At 61.7% G+C, this 12,854-nt stretch carries 13 protein-coding genes and 1 rRNA gene; 7 read left to right on the top strand and 7 right to left on the bottom strand.

Annotation, left to right across the window (positions count from 1 at the left end; translation table 11 throughout):
• The first annotated feature begins 8 nt into the window (after window positions 1-8).
• Window positions 9-121: ribosomal RNA gene (gene rrf / locus FSY45_RS06575) — 5S ribosomal RNA — on the top strand.
• 175 nt (window positions 122-296) lie between these two features.
• On the opposite strand, the gene FSY45_RS06570 is transcribed toward rrf, so the two are convergent.
• From FSY45_RS06570 to FSY45_RS06550, 5 genes are all read right to left on the bottom strand, one after another.
• Entirely contained in the window at window positions 297-1,064 is a 768-nt protein-coding gene (locus tag FSY45_RS06570) for a class II glutamine amidotransferase (RefSeq protein WP_041744369.1), read from the bottom strand.
• A gap of 157 nt (window positions 1,065-1,221) precedes the next feature.
• On the bottom strand, window positions 1,222-1,410 hold the full coding sequence (locus tag FSY45_RS06565; RefSeq protein ID WP_003060524.1) for a 4-oxalocrotonate tautomerase: 189 nt from the start codon (window positions 1,408-1,410) through the stop codon (window positions 1,222-1,224).
• Window positions 1,411-1,514: 104 nt separating this feature from the next.
• Complete coding sequence (locus FSY45_RS06560) at window positions 1,515-1,703, bottom strand: 4-oxalocrotonate tautomerase (protein ID WP_003060526.1); 189 nt, start codon at window positions 1,701-1,703, stop codon at window positions 1,515-1,517.
• A gap of 54 nt (window positions 1,704-1,757) precedes the next feature.
• Window positions 1,758-1,976 carry a cysteine-rich CWC family protein gene (locus FSY45_RS06555; RefSeq protein WP_046461689.1) on the bottom strand — a complete coding sequence of 73 codons (219 nt, stop codon included), beginning with the start codon at window positions 1,974-1,976 and terminating at the stop codon, window positions 1,758-1,760.
• A 195-nt stretch (window positions 1,977-2,171) separates the two neighbouring features.
• A complete protein-coding gene (locus FSY45_RS06550) occupies window positions 2,172-4,364 on the bottom strand; it encodes a malate synthase G (protein ID WP_046461573.1) in 2,193 nt (730 codons plus the stop codon).
• A gap of 492 nt (window positions 4,365-4,856) precedes the next feature.
• Here FSY45_RS06550 and FSY45_RS06545 point away from each other — a divergent pair, with 492 nt between their 5' ends.
• On the top strand, window positions 4,857-5,216 hold the full coding sequence (locus tag FSY45_RS06545; RefSeq protein ID WP_003068180.1) for a hypothetical protein: 360 nt from the start codon (window positions 4,857-4,859) through the stop codon (window positions 5,214-5,216).
• 64 nt (window positions 5,217-5,280) lie between these two features.
• On the opposite strand, the gene FSY45_RS06540 is transcribed toward FSY45_RS06545, so the two are convergent.
• On the bottom strand, window positions 5,281-5,967 hold the full coding sequence (locus FSY45_RS06540; protein WP_003068182.1) for a response regulator transcription factor: 687 nt from the start codon (window positions 5,965-5,967) through the stop codon (window positions 5,281-5,283).
• Window positions 5,968-5,979: 12 nt separating this feature from the next.
• Entirely contained in the window at window positions 5,980-7,173 is a 1,194-nt protein-coding gene (locus FSY45_RS06535; protein ID WP_046461574.1) for a sensor histidine kinase KdpD, read from the bottom strand.
• A 388-nt stretch (window positions 7,174-7,561) separates the two neighbouring features.
• Here FSY45_RS06535 and FSY45_RS06530 point away from each other — a divergent pair, with 388 nt between their 5' ends.
• The 5 genes from FSY45_RS06530 (at window position 7,562) to FSY45_RS06510 (ending at window position 12,740) form a co-directional block, all read left to right on the top strand.
• Window positions 7,562-8,497 (top strand): LysR family transcriptional regulator, encoded by a 936-nt coding sequence (locus FSY45_RS06530; RefSeq protein ID WP_003060536.1) that lies wholly within the window; start codon window positions 7,562-7,564, stop codon window positions 8,495-8,497.
• Window positions 8,498-8,581: 84 nt separating this feature from the next.
• On the top strand, window positions 8,582-9,028 hold the full coding sequence (locus FSY45_RS06525) for a DUF2214 family protein (RefSeq protein WP_003068186.1): 447 nt from the start codon (window positions 8,582-8,584) through the stop codon (window positions 9,026-9,028).
• 377 nt (window positions 9,029-9,405) lie between these two features.
• Window positions 9,406-11,115, top strand: coding sequence for an arginine--tRNA ligase (gene argS / locus FSY45_RS06520; protein WP_003068188.1), 1,710 nt, complete (start codon window positions 9,406-9,408; stop codon window positions 11,113-11,115).
• Window positions 11,116-11,216: 101 nt separating this feature from the next.
• Window positions 11,217-11,921: an SPOR domain-containing protein gene (locus FSY45_RS06515; RefSeq protein WP_046461575.1), complete on the top strand. Its 705-nt coding sequence runs from the start codon at window positions 11,217-11,219 to the stop codon at window positions 11,919-11,921.
• Window positions 11,922-12,089: 168 nt separating this feature from the next.
• Window positions 12,090-12,740, top strand: coding sequence for a thiol:disulfide interchange protein DsbA/DsbL (locus FSY45_RS06510; RefSeq protein ID WP_012840180.1), 651 nt, complete (start codon window positions 12,090-12,092; stop codon window positions 12,738-12,740).
• Window positions 12,741-12,854: the final 114 nt, after the last annotated feature.

Raw genomic sequence — 12,854 nt, 5'->3', positions numbered from 1 at the left:
AGTTTATGCCTGATGACCATAGCAAGTTGGTACCACTCCTTCCCATCCCGAACAGGACAGTGAAACGACTTTGCGCCGATGATAGTGCGGGTTCCCGTGTGAAAGTAGGTCATCGTCAGGCTCTTACAGTGAAAACCCCGTAGTCGAAAGATTACGGGGTTTTTTATTGGGCGCTTCAAAACGAGGAGCGGCTACCGCAGGCTGTCGCTGCATTACTGCTGCAAAAATACCGGAAACCCATAAAAAGAGAGCGCCTGGCGCTCTCTTTTTATTTCTCAATGCCGGCCTGGCGCACTTCAATAAGGCGCCGCCTGGCCATGCACAAACACGCGCAGCTCGCCGTTCTGGAAGGGAGTCCACTGCTCGTTCTGTGTCAGAGGGGCGGTGACGATGATGGCCACCTTGTCCTGGGGGGTGGTTTCGCGGGAGAAATCCACGCTGAGGTCTTCGTCGGACAGCTGCGCCTGGGTGAAGGGATGGCGGCGCTCGACATAGCAGAGGTGGGTCGTGGCATGGGCCCAGAGCGCTTCGCCGTTGGAGAGCAGGAAGTTGAACGTGCCGTGCGGTGCGATCTTGGCGGCCAGCTCGCGCAGGGTGTGGGTCAGCTCTTCGATGCTGGGCACGCCCGCATGGGACTTCCACAGCTCCTGCATGATCCAGCAGAAGGCCTGCTCGCTGTCCGTGTTGCCAATGGGCTGGAAGTGGGCGTGCAGCTTGGGGGCGAAGTTCTTGAGATCGCCGTTGTGCGCGAAGACCCAGTTGCGTCCCCAGAGCTCGCGCACGAAGGGGTGGCAGTTCTGCAGGCTGACCACGCCCTGGGTGGCCTTGCGGATATGGGCGATGACGTTGGTGCTCTTGATCGGGTATTCGCGGATGAGCTTGGCGATCTGGGAGTCGACGGCGCGTTCGTGATCGACGAAGTGGCGCAGGCCCTTGTCTTCGAAGAAGGCGATGCCCCAGCCGTCGGTGTGGTCGCCGGTGTTGCCTGCGCGCTGCGTGAAGCCTGAGAAGCTAAAGCGCACATCGGTAGGCGTGTTGCAGTTCATTCCAAGCAGCTGGCACATGGCTTCGTCATATCTTTCAAGCAAAAAAGCTTTATAGCCCAAGAATCTATGGATGATCTCGTCAATGATGGTGCTGTATGGCAGAGATCGTCAACCGCTGCCCAGCCGGCATGAAAAAAGCAGCCTAAGCTGCTTTGCGCAAGAGGGCGGCGATGGCCTATTCGCGGTCCAGCCAGAGCTTGCCGCCGGTGGCCCAGTCGTGGCGCTTGATGTCGGTGATGATGATGTCCACCGATTCGGGCGAGCCGCCCAGCACTTCAACGCTGACGCGGGTGATTTCTTCGACCAGCTTGCGCTTTTGTTCGACGGTACGGCCTTCCATCATTTCGACATGGTAGGTGGGCATGTGCAGGTTTCCTTGCTGGCTTGAGGTTGGGAAAAGAGGCCCATCATAAGGCCGGGCTGGCCAAGAGCCGTCCCGGGACGGTTCCGACCGCGCATTCAGGCCGGTCAGCTTTGCTCCGACCAGAGCTTGCCGCCGGTGGCCCAGTTGTGGCGCGGCACGTCGGTGATGATGATGTCCACGGATTCAGGTGCGCTGCCCAGCACCTCGGTGGTCACGCGGGTGATTTCTTCGGCCAGCTTGCGCTTTTGTTCAACGCTGCGGCCTTCAAACAGTTCAATGCGATAGGTGGGCATCAAGGTCTCCTGACTATGGTGGAATGCCCGAGCTGCAAGGCGGTGAGCGCAGGATCAGGCAAGGGTGGAATGGTCGGCTACCGGCCGCGCACAGGCGGGGCAGATGCAGGCCTTGCCGCGTGCGTCTGCGGGCAGCCTCTGCAGCGCATCCCGGGAAACCGGGGTCTGCATGCACCAGCAGCTTTGCGGCGGCAGGCCGGCGCTGATGGCGCACTGGTTGGGCTGGCCGCACAGAGGGCAGCGGCTGGCGTCTATGAGGGGATCGGTGGGCATGGCCGCAGTGTAGAAGCGATAACGCACTGCGAGTGGCGAGGTCAAGAAAAATGCACTCGATGTACTGACATGGAGTGCATTTTCGATAGCTGCCTGCGCTTTTGAATCAATGAATTCAGGTAAAAATACCTTCAAGATCCATTGACATCAAGTGAAAGCTACTCCTTATTCAGGAGCGGCCTTGCCCAGCAACAATCAAGCGCCGGCCTTGACCTTCAGGCGCCAGGCGTGCAGCAGGGGTTCGGTGTAGCCGGAAGGCTGTTCCTTGCCCTTGAACACCAGGTCCAGAGCGGCCTGGTAGGCTGCGCCATCAGGGTTGGCCACCAGGCTCTTGTAGGCGGCGTCGCCGGCGTTCTGCTCGTCCACGATCTTGGCCATGCGGGCATAGCTGTCGCGCACCATGGCTTCGGTGACGATGCCGTGCTGCAGCCAGTTGGCGATGTGCTGGCTGGAGATGCGCAGCGTGGCGCGGTCTTCCATCAGGCCCACGTTGTGGATGTCAGGCACCTTGGAGCAGCCCACGCCCTGGTCGATCCAGCGCACCACATAGCCCAGGATGCCTTGCACGTTGTTGTCCACTTCCTGCTGCTTTTCCGCATCGCTCCAGTTGGGGTTGGTGGACACGGGCACTTGCAGGATGGCGTTGAGCAGCTCATCGCACTCGGCGTCGGCGTTGGGGCTTTCCAGACCCTTTTGAACGTCGGCCACATTGATCTGGTGATAGTGCAGGGCGTGCAGGGTGGCACCGGTGGGCGAGGGCACCCAGGCGGTGTTGGCACCGGCCTTGGGCTGGGCAATCTTCTGCTCCAGCATGGCCTTCATCAGGTCGGGCATGGCCCACATGCCCTTGCCGATCTGGGCGCGGCCGCGCAGGCCCATGTTCAGGCCGACCAGCACATTGTTCTTTTCATAGGCGGGCAGCCAGGCGCAGGTCTTCATGTCGGCCTTGCGGACCATGGGGCCGGCATACATGGCGGTGTGCATTTCATCGCCGGTGCGGTCCAGGAAGCCGGTGTTGATGAAGGCAACGCGTGCCGGTGCGGCTGCAATGGCAGCCTTCAGATTGGTCGAGGTGCGGCGCTCTTCGTCCATGATGCCGAGCTTGACGGTGTTCTCGGGCAGGCCCAGAACCTGCTCCACGCGGCCGAACAGCTCGTTGGCAAAAGCGGCTTCGGCGGGGCCGTGCATCTTGGGCTTGACGATGTAGACGGAGCCGGTGCGGCTGTTCTTGATGCCGTTGGCACCGTTGCCCTTGATATCGTGGATGGCAATGGCGGTAGTCACCAGCGCGTCCATGATGCCTTCGGGGATTTCCTTGCCTTCGGCGCCCCACAGAATGGCGGGGTTGGTCATCAGGTGACCCACGTTGCGCACGAACATCAGCGAGCGGCCGTGCAGCTTCACGCTCTTGCCGTCGGCACCGGTGTATTCGCGGTCGGGGTTCAGGCCGCGGGTCACGATCTTGCCGCCTTTTTCAAAGGATTCGGTCAGCGTGCCTTTCAGAATGCCCAGCCAGTTGGCGTAGCCGTTGACCTTGTCTTCGGCATCCACGGCGGCCACGGAGTCTTCCAGATCCAGAATGGTGGACAGGGCGGCTTCGACCACCACGTCGGCCACGCCGGCGGCGTCAGTGCTGCCGATGGGGGTGGACTTGTTGACGATGATGTCGATGTGGATGCCGTTGTTCTTGAGCAGCACCGATTTGGGAGCTGCGGCATCGCCCTGGTAGCCGATGAACTTGGCTTCGTCCTTCAGGCCGGTCTTGCTGCCGTCCTTCAGGGACACGAGCAGCTTGCCGCCTTCGACGGCGTAGCCGGTGGAATCCTTGTGCGAGCCGGAAGCCAGGGGCACGGCCTGATCGAGGAAGTTGCGTGCGAATGCGATGACCTTGGCGCCGCGCACAGGGTTGTAGCCCTTGCCCTTCTCGGCGCCGCCTTCTTCGCTGATGGCGTCCGTACCATACAGCGCGTCGTACAGCGAGCCCCAGCGGGCGTTGGCGGCGTTCAGCGCGTAGCGGGCGTTCAGAATGGGCACCACCAGCTGGGGGCCGGCCTGAATGGCCAGTTCGGCGTCGACGTTTTCGGTCGTGGCCTTGGCGTCCTTGGGAGACTCCACCAGATAGCCGATGCTGGTCAGAAACTGGCGGTAGGCCGCCATGTCGGCGATGGGGCCGGGGTTGGCCTTGTGCCAGGTATCGAGCTGCGTCTGCAGGCGATCGCGCTCGGCCAGCAGGGCTGCGTTCTTGGGCGCCAGATCGGCCACGATGGCGTCGAAGCCCTTCCAGTAGGTGTCCTGGTCCACGCCCGTGCCAGGCAGCACTTGCGTGTTCACAAAGTTGTACAGCTCGGTGGCGACTTGCAGGCCGTGGACTTGGGTGCGATCAGTCATTGGAAACCTCTGGTTGTGATGTCTCGGGATTCGGGAGTCGTTGCCCATCACGGGCAGCATGTGTAGAGACTGTATTTGAATTCTTTGAGTACATAAATAGCCTAAATAGTTTGGAACTCATGATGTTTTTATATGGAGTCCCTGGGATTTATGCGTTTTACGTACCCAGGGCGCCAGAGTTCGTCAGTTCTGACCGGTATGCGCGGCGGCTGTGGCAGTGACGGGCTCAGCAATAGATGGCAGAGACTGGAGGAGGCTGCGCGAGCTCTCTCCCGAAGCAATAGCTTCAATTGCTTGCCAGGCCTGAGCTGGCGGCAGATTGGACGGTGTTTTTACGCGTCTTATCTTTGCTTTGAAGTAAGTGCATGCCATCAAATGACAAGGCTTTGTCTGTCATAAGTCGATATCCGCGCTCAGAAATGATTTGTTAATCTTGAAACAAATTGAGCATCTTCCGATATCGGCCAGCCAATCTTTACCAAGGAGCTCCTGATGGCGAATCTGAACGAAAGCCTGCAAGATCTGATGACCCTGGATGGCGCCATGTGCGCGGCAGTGGTGGATTACAACAGCGGCATGCTGCTGGGCAGCATAGGTTCCGGCGTGGACCTGGAGCTGGCTGCCGCCGGCAATACCGAAGTGGTGCGCGCCAAGATGAAGACCATGAAGTCCCTGGGTCTGAACGACAGCATCGAAGACATTCTGATCACCCTGGGTAAGCAATATCACATCCTGCGCCCTGCCGAGAAGATCAACGGCATCTTCATCTACTACGTGCTGGACAACGGCCGTGCCAACCTGGCCCTGGCCAGGCGCAAGGTTTCGGATGTGGAGTCCAAGTTCGTCATGTGATTCAGCCGGTCTGAAGACACGCAGCGGGCCTGGAGGCCCGTTCTTGTTTTTCGCGCCGGATTGATCAGGCCGCGATCAAGGGGGCGCGGAACTGGTAGCCCACTTTCTGCTGGGACTGCAGCGGCACGGCCACGGGCGTCGCCTTTTCGATGCGGCGGCGCAGGCGGTAGATGGTGGCGTGCAGGTTGTTGTCGGACTCGGCTGCGCTGGTATGGGCCAGCAGGCTGCGGATATGGTCGCGGCTGACGGTTTCGCCCTGGGCCTGCAAAAAGCACTCCATCAGCATCAGGTCGGTGGCGCCCAGCTCTACGCTCTGGCCATCGGGGGCGGTCAGCAGACTGCGGCGACTGTCCAGCTTCCAGGCCGTGGCCGTCCGGGCCGTGGTCATGATGCGCCGGTGCACTGCGCGCACGGCCAGTTCCACCTGCTCGAAGGTCACGGGTTTGGTCAGATACATATCTGCACCGGCGTTGATGACCTCGGCAAATACTTCGGGCCCCAGGCGCCCCGAGACAATCAGCACGCCGGCCTGGCTGCGCTTGCGGATGATGCGCAGCAGCTCGGTGCCAGCCACCCCGGGCAGCATCAGGTCCAGTACATAGAAATCAAAGCGATAGGGTGCGTCGTCGGTCAGCAGGTCGCTGCTGTCGCTGTATGCCGTGACCTCCACGCCCTGGCCGCGCAGATGCTGGGCCAGAAATTCGCAGTACTCGGTGTCGTCGTCGACCAGGGCAAGAGTGGCAGGCAGCATGGGCGGCGGACCTCATTCGGCAAGACCTTGGGGAATGACCAGGCGCATGATCGTGCCATGCGGGCTGTGCGGCAGAGCTTGTACTGTACCTTGGTGCAACTGCAAGACCGAATGCACGATGAACAGGCCCAGGCCGGCCCCGGGGCGGCTGTGGTTGCCGCGCGAGCCTTTTTCGAACAGACGCGGGAGCAGCTCCTCGGAAATGCCGGGACCCTGGTCCACGACTTCCAGAATCAGCGCCAGCGGCTCGTCGGACTCGGAGATGCGCAGCTGCACCCGGGTATCTGCGGGCGCATAGGCCAGGGCGTTGTTGAGCAGATTGCGAAGCGTCAGCCGCATCAGCGCCGGATGCAGCTGTACGGTGCGTGCCGTGGTCAGCCATTGCACATCGATGCGCGGGCGCAGGTCGGCCGCAATATCGTGCAGCACCAGCTTGATCAAGGTCGGCAGATCGGTCTCGCTGGAGGCTCCGGCCTTGCCGCCCGCGGCCAAAATCGTGCCGGCGGTCAGGGTGTTGTCCAGTGTGCCTATCACCTGCTGCAGCACATGCTCGGCGCGCAGCAAGGCCCTGGCGGCGGGCGCGGCATCGGCCAGATGCAGATCTTCGATGGCCTTGAGCGTGGCCTGCATGGCAGCCGAGGCATTGTTCAGCGGCTGGCGGATTTCATGGGAGAGCAGCTGAAGCATCTCGTTGTGTTCGCTCAGCATGGCCGTGCGCCAGTCCAGCAGGGTACGCAGCCTGTCGAGCTCGCCCGCGTCCTGGCGGCTGCTGCGCAGTTGCTCGTGCAAGGCCTGCAGCTGCTCGCGCTGGCGTGCAATGACTTCGCCACACGCATATTCGCGTCCTATGTCGCTGAGCTGCATCAGCACCTCGTGCCGGCCCTGGGCATCGGCTGAGCCGGGCGTGAGCTGTATGCGGCGGTGCTGCTGCGAACCGGAATCACCGGGCCGTATGTCGTCATATTCCTGGTGCAAGCCCTGGGCGGCGGCGGTAAAGCGCGGGCCGTGGACTTGCCAGATCTGGGCTGGCAGCAGACCCTGCAGCGGCTGGCCGATGGGGCTTGCGTCCTCGGGTATATCCAGCCATTGGCACCAGGCGGGAGTGGCCATGAGCAGCAGCCCTTCGGCATTCCAGAGCGCACAGCCCTGGCCGGAGCGGCCCAGCAGATCGGCCAGATGGGCGGCAGAAACGGGTGAAAAGCTCATGACGGCGGGCGGCAGCGGATTTGTAAATGTGTTTTGCAAATCATAGGTTTAACGTCTGGCTCTGCCCAAGAGCTCATGGCGCCGGCGAATAAGCGATATTCCTGCCTCAGGGAAAACGGTAAATTTTGATATAAACATATATAAACATCAAAGATTCACTGTCAACTTGTGACTTCTAAGTAAGATATATCGCAATGAAGTCGCATGCGGGACAGGCATGCAGCGCTGATTGATGACTTTTATAGTGATAGCAGTCAGCGCTCTTGTTTAAAGAACTTTCGATAAAAACATTTGAGAAATCAAGACTGCTTGTGCGGTATGTGCTCTTGTATTAATAGTGCACGCTACCGCAGCAGGAGACAACACGGACCAGACAGGAGCAGCGGTCATGGACAAACTCAAGGCATTTGAGTCTTTTGTATCGGTAGCGACCAGGGGCAGCTTGACGGCTGCCGCCAAGGCCGAAGGTGTGGCGCCCGCCATCATGGGGCGCCGTCTGGACGCTTTGGAAGAGCATCTGGGCGTCAAGCTCATGGTGCGCACCACGCGTCGCATCTCGCTGACCCATGAAGGCAGCGCCTTCCTAGAGGATTGCCAGCGCCTGCTCTCCGATGTGTGCAATGCCGAGGCCAGCGTGTCGGCCGGCGGTGTCAAGGCCACGGGCCATCTGCGCATCACGGCGCCTGCCGGTTTCGGGCGCCGCCATGTGGCGCCGCTGGTGCCGCGTTTTCGCGACCTGCATCCCGATGTCACCATCTCGCTGAACCTCAGCGACCGCGTGGTCGATCTGGCGGGCGAGGGCTTCGATTGCGCGGTGCGCGTGGGGGATCTGCCGGACTCGGCCCTGGTCAGCGTGCGCATTGCCGACAACCGCCGCCTGTGCGTGGCCACGCCCGGCTATCTGGAGCGCCGTGGCACGCCCAAGCATCCTAGCGAGCTGACCCAGCATGACTGCCTGACGCTGTCGTCCGACGCCTCGCAGACGCGGGGCTGGGCCTTCCGCATCCCGCATCCCGAAAGCGGCACCAGCGAGGTCGTGCACTTCAAGCCGGGCGGCCCGCTGGACTGCTCCGATGGTCAGGTGCTGCACGACTGGTGCCTGGGGGGCTGGGGCATTGCCTGGCGCAGCACCTGGGAGGTGGAGGCCGAGATCGCCGCCGGCCGCCTCGTGCCCGTGCTGGAAGAGTTTGCCGCGCCTCCCAACGGCATCTTCGTGGTCTTCCCCCAGCGCAAGCACATGCCGCTGCGCGTGCGCATGTGGATCGACTACCTCAAGCATCACTACAACCAGCCGGACTTCTTTCGTCTCGGCGTGGATCTCTGAGCGGGCCTGAAACGGTAGACAATGGACCGGTCGCCGTGGCCTGATCGGGGCCGCTGAACCCGTCCTTTTTTCTACTGTGAAGCCATGACCTTTGAAGCTGTTCTTGCCAGCGCCCATCTGCTGGCGATTCTGACCCTGGTGGTGTTTCTGACCAGCCAGGCCGCCCTGTGCCGTGTGGAATGGATGAATGCCGCCGTGGTGCAGCGCCTGGCCAGGCTGGACATGATCTACGGCATTGCCGCCGTCATCCTGCTGTTGACCGGTATTGCGCGCCTGGTCTGGGGCGTCAAGGGCATGGGGGCCTATATGGCCTCGCCGCTGTTCCACCTCAAGATGACGCTGTTCGTCATCGCCTTTTTGCTCTCGCTCAAGCCCACGCTGACCTTCCGCCGCTGGAAGAAGGCGTTGGATGCGAGCGGTCAGCTGCCGGCGCCCGAGGAGGTCAGGCAGACGCGCAAATGGGTGATGTGGCAGGGCCATGTGGTGCCGGTGATCGCCGTGGTTGCCATCTTCTGGGCGCGCGGCATGTAGGCTGCGCTAGGCAATTCGAAAGGCAAAGGCCGCTGCAAAGCGGCCTTTTTCATGTCTGCGGTAGGTGGTCCAGAGGCGCAATATGTGCTTGGGCGTGTAGGTATTGATGCCAGATCCTGGTGGTTGATGTCGCGCTCGCAGGTGTTGCAGTTGAAGGTGTAGCCGGCAAACAGGTTCCAGCCGCAGCTGAGCTCGCCGCTGAACGTGGGCATGGTCTGCATTCGGGGTTCAAGCGAGAATGACTTCCATTTGCGCAATGACTGGGTGTGGCCGGCGAAACATGCGGATACCGCCCTGCAGCCTGTGAACCGGCCCTGGAACAAGGGTGTGGCGCCAGCGATTCGGCAGGACTTGAATCCGGCACGTAAAATCCCGCGATGCTCTCCGTCAAACAGGAATTGCTCGCAGCCCTGGCTGCTGAGCTCGAAACACTCTCGCCCGGCGCCGGCGCACGCGCTGCGTTTGAAAACCCCAAAGTGGCAGCCCATGGCGATTTCGCCTGCACGGCGGCCATGCAGCTGGCCAAGCCTCTGAAGGCCAACCCGCGCGCCCTGGGCGAGCAGCTCAAGACCGCGCTGGAGGCTACAGCCGCCTTCCAGCAGTGGGTGGATGCGATCGAGATCGCGGGTCCGGGCTTTCTCAATATCCGCCTCAAGCCTGCTGCCAAGCAGGAGGTGGTGCGCGAAGTGCTGGCGCAAGCCCAGAAGTTCGGCTACCAGGCCGATCGCGGTGAAAACATCCTCGTCGAGTTCGTCTCCGCCAACCCCACCGGCCCTCTGCATGTGGGCCATGGCCGCCAGGCTGCGATTGGCGACGCCATCAGCAACCTCTATTCCACCCAGGGCTGGAAGGTTCACCGCGAGTTCTATTACAACGACGCGGGCGTGCAGATCGACACCCTGACCAAGAGCACCCAGCTGCGCGCCAAAGGCTTCAAGCCTGGTGACGAATGCTGGCCCACCGACAGCGAAAACCCGCTGGCCAAGAATTTCTACAACGGCGACTACATTGCCGACATCGCCAAGGCTTTCCTGGCCAAGGAAACCATCAAGGCCGATGACCGCGAGTTCACCGCCAACGGCGATGTCGAGGATTACGACAACATCCGCCAGTTCGCCGTGGCCTATCTGCGCAACGAGCAGGACAAGGACCTGCAGGCCTTCAACCTCAAGTTCGACGAGTACTACCTCGAGTCCAGTCTCTATGAAAACGGTCATGTCGAAGCGACGGTCAACCGCCTGATCGCCAACGGCAAGACTTATGAGCAGGACGGCGCGCTGTGGCTCAGGTCCACCGACTACGGCGACGACAAAGACCGCGTGATGCGCAAGACTGACGGCGGCTACACCTACTTTGTGCCCGATGTGGCCTATCACATCCAGAAGTTCAAGCGCGGCTTCACCAAGGTGGTGAACATTCAGGGTACGGACCACCACGGCACCATTGCCCGCGTGCGTGCCGGCCTGCAGGCTGCCGATGTAGGCATCCCCGAGGGCTACCCCGACTACGTGCTGCACACCATGGTGCGCGTGGTGCGCAACGGCGAAGAGGTCAAGATCAGCAAGCGCGCCGGCTCCTACGTCACGCTGCGCGATCTGATCGAGTGGACCAGCAAGGACGCCGTGCGCTTCTTCCTGCTCTCGCGCAAGCCCGACACCGAGTACACCTTCGACGTGGATCTGGCCGTGGCCCAGAACAACGACAACCCCGTGTACTACGTGCAGTACGCCCATGCGCGCATCCAGTCCGTGCTGCGTGCCTGGCAGGAGGCCGGTGGTGCAGGCCTGGCGGCACTCAAGGATGTGGACCTGTCCGCTCTGGAAGGCCCGCAGGCCCAGGCGCTGATGCTGCTGCTGGCCAAGTACCCCGAGATGCTGACCGCTGCGGCCGAAGGCAACGCACCGCACGACGTGACCTTCTACCTGCGCGATCTGGCCTCCAGCTATCACAGCTACTACGACGCAGAGCGCATTCTGGTGGACGACGAAAAGGTCAAGCTCGCACGTCTGGCCCTGGTCGCTGCCACGGCCCAGGTGTTGCACAATGGTCTGGCGGTGCTGGGTGTGAGCGCACCCGAGCGCATGTAATCCCAGTTTCCTGTCCATCGATCACCTTGCCGGCCTTGCCTGTCAGGGGTCGATGGATCTGAGAATGGAATAACTGAAGCAGAAAGCGTTAAGCGACTGATATGAAGAACCAGCAACGCGGTGGAACCATCCTGGGGCTTATCTTTGGCATGGTCATCGGTCTGGCTGCGGCCCTGGCCGTGGCCATCTATGTGACCAAGGTGCCGGTGCCCTTCCTCAACAAGGGTGGAAACAACACTCAGCGCGATGCGGCCGAGGCCGAGCGCAACAAGAACTGGGACCCCAACGCACCGCTGCAGAGCCGCCAGCCGGCACCGCCCCCGGTGACACCACCAGTTCCCCCGAGCGACGTGACGGTGTCGCCGCCCACGCCTGCGGTACAACCTACCGCAACCGGCGGAGTCACCACGCCGCCGCCACCCTCTGCGCCGGAGAAGCCTGCCAAGCCTGCATCGGGTGATCCGCTGGGTGATCTGGTCAAGGAACGCTCCGCCGCAGCCGACAAGGCAGACAAGGCGCGTGCAGACAAGGAAAAGGCGGCCGCGCAGACGGCATCCTCTTCGGACTCTGCGTTCAACTACTTTGTGCAGGCCGGTGCTTTCCGCGGCCAGAGCGAAGCGGAAGCGCAGCGTGCCAAGCTGGCCATGCTGGGCTGGGAGTCGCGCATCAGCGAGCGTGAGCAGAACGGCATCACCGTTTTCCGCGTGCGCGTGGGGCCGTTCAGCAAGCGTGACGACGCCGAGCAGCTCAAGGGCAAGCTCGACGGTGCGGGCGTGGACTCGACTCTGGTGCGCGCGGCCAGATAACAAGGCCCTGAGACGCGGAGCGCCTTCCCCTCGGAACGAGGGCACCTTAGGTGCGAGGCAGCCCTTGCTTGAGGCCTCTGGCTTGTGCCATTGGTAGTTTTGACAAAGCTGAACTTTTTTGGGCCTGTTGGCTCTGATACTGCAGACCTGATACAGGAGTTTGTTTAGATGAAACGTCGCGAATTCTCTCTGGCTGCCTCGGCAGCTGCTGCCGGTGCCCTGAGTCTGGGTGCCTCCTCCAGCTGGGCCCAGGGCGCTGCGCCCAAGGAAGGCAAGGACTACATCAAGCTCGGCAAGCCCGCCAGCGTGAGCGCGCCGGCCGGTAAGGTCGAGGTGGTCGAGTTCTTCTGGTACAGCTGCCCGCATTGCAATGCCTTCGAGCCCCAGTTCGAAGCCTGGGCCAAGACCCAGCCTGCCGATGTGGTGGTGCGCCGCGTGCCCGTGGCCTTCAATGCCTCTTTCGTGCCCCAGCAAAAGCTCTACTACGCTCTGGAGGGCATGAACCTGCTGCCCCAGCTGCACGCCAAGGTGTTCCGCACCATCCACGTGGATCGCAATCTGCTCAAGACCGACGACGCCATCTTTGACTGGGTCGGCAAGCAGGGCGTGGATCTGGCCAAGTTCAAGGAAGTCTACAACTCCTTCACCGTGGCCAACCAGGCGCGCAAGGCCGCTCAGCTGCAAAACGAATATGACGTGGAAGGCGTGCCCGCCATGGGTGTGGCCGGCCGCTACTACACGGACGGCACCAAGGCCGGCAATATGGACAATGTGCTGCGCGTGGTCAATGCGCTGGTCGCCTCCAGCCGCAAGGCCTGAGATCAGCCGGCAGACGTCAGTGACGTTTGACGCCCAACAAGCCCGCCGTCGTGCGGGCTTTTTTGTGGGTGTTTTTTACGCAAGTTGCAAAAAGGGAATGACTACAATGGATGC

Origin of the sequence: Comamonas sp. Z1, assembly GCF_008121555.1 — a bacterium.
GTDB lineage: Bacteria > Pseudomonadota > Gammaproteobacteria > Burkholderiales > Burkholderiaceae_C > Comamonas > Comamonas thiooxydans.
Note: the sequence above shows the minus strand (reverse complement) of the source record. Positions and strands in the feature narration are given on the sequence as shown.

Bases quoted from the DNA above. Each gene is read 5' to 3' on its own strand.
- FSY45_RS06570 (WP_041744369.1), bottom strand. From the start codon at position 1,064: ATGTGCCAGCTGCTTGGAATGAACTGCAACACGCCTACCGATGTGCGC.
- FSY45_RS06565 (WP_003060524.1), bottom strand. From the start codon at position 1,410: ATGCCCACCTACCATGTCGAAATGATGGAAGGCCGTACCGTCGAACAA.
- FSY45_RS06560 (WP_003060526.1), bottom strand. From the start codon at position 1,703: ATGCCCACCTATCGCATTGAACTGTTTGAAGGCCGCAGCGTTGAACAA.
- FSY45_RS06555 (WP_046461689.1), bottom strand. From the start codon at position 1,976: ATGCCCACCGATCCCCTCATAGACGCCAGCCGCTGCCCTCTGTGCGGC.
- FSY45_RS06550 (WP_046461573.1), bottom strand. From the start codon at position 4,364: ATGACTGATCGCACCCAAGTCCACGGCCTGCAAGTCGCCACCGAGCTG.
- FSY45_RS06545 (WP_003068180.1), top strand. From the start codon at position 4,857: ATGGCGAATCTGAACGAAAGCCTGCAAGATCTGATGACCCTGGATGGC.
- FSY45_RS06540 (WP_003068182.1), bottom strand. From the start codon at position 5,967: ATGCTGCCTGCCACTCTTGCCCTGGTCGACGACGACACCGAGTACTGC.
- FSY45_RS06535 (WP_046461574.1), bottom strand. From the start codon at position 7,173: ATGAGCTTTTCACCCGTTTCTGCCGCCCATCTGGCCGATCTGCTGGGC.
- FSY45_RS06530 (WP_003060536.1), top strand. From the start codon at position 7,562: ATGGACAAACTCAAGGCATTTGAGTCTTTTGTATCGGTAGCGACCAGG.
- FSY45_RS06525 (WP_003068186.1), top strand. From the start codon at position 8,582: ATGACCTTTGAAGCTGTTCTTGCCAGCGCCCATCTGCTGGCGATTCTG.
- argS (WP_003068188.1), top strand. From the start codon at position 9,406: ATGCTCTCCGTCAAACAGGAATTGCTCGCAGCCCTGGCTGCTGAGCTC.
- FSY45_RS06515 (WP_046461575.1), top strand. From the start codon at position 11,217: ATGAAGAACCAGCAACGCGGTGGAACCATCCTGGGGCTTATCTTTGGC.
- FSY45_RS06510 (WP_012840180.1), top strand. From the start codon at position 12,090: ATGAAACGTCGCGAATTCTCTCTGGCTGCCTCGGCAGCTGCTGCCGGT.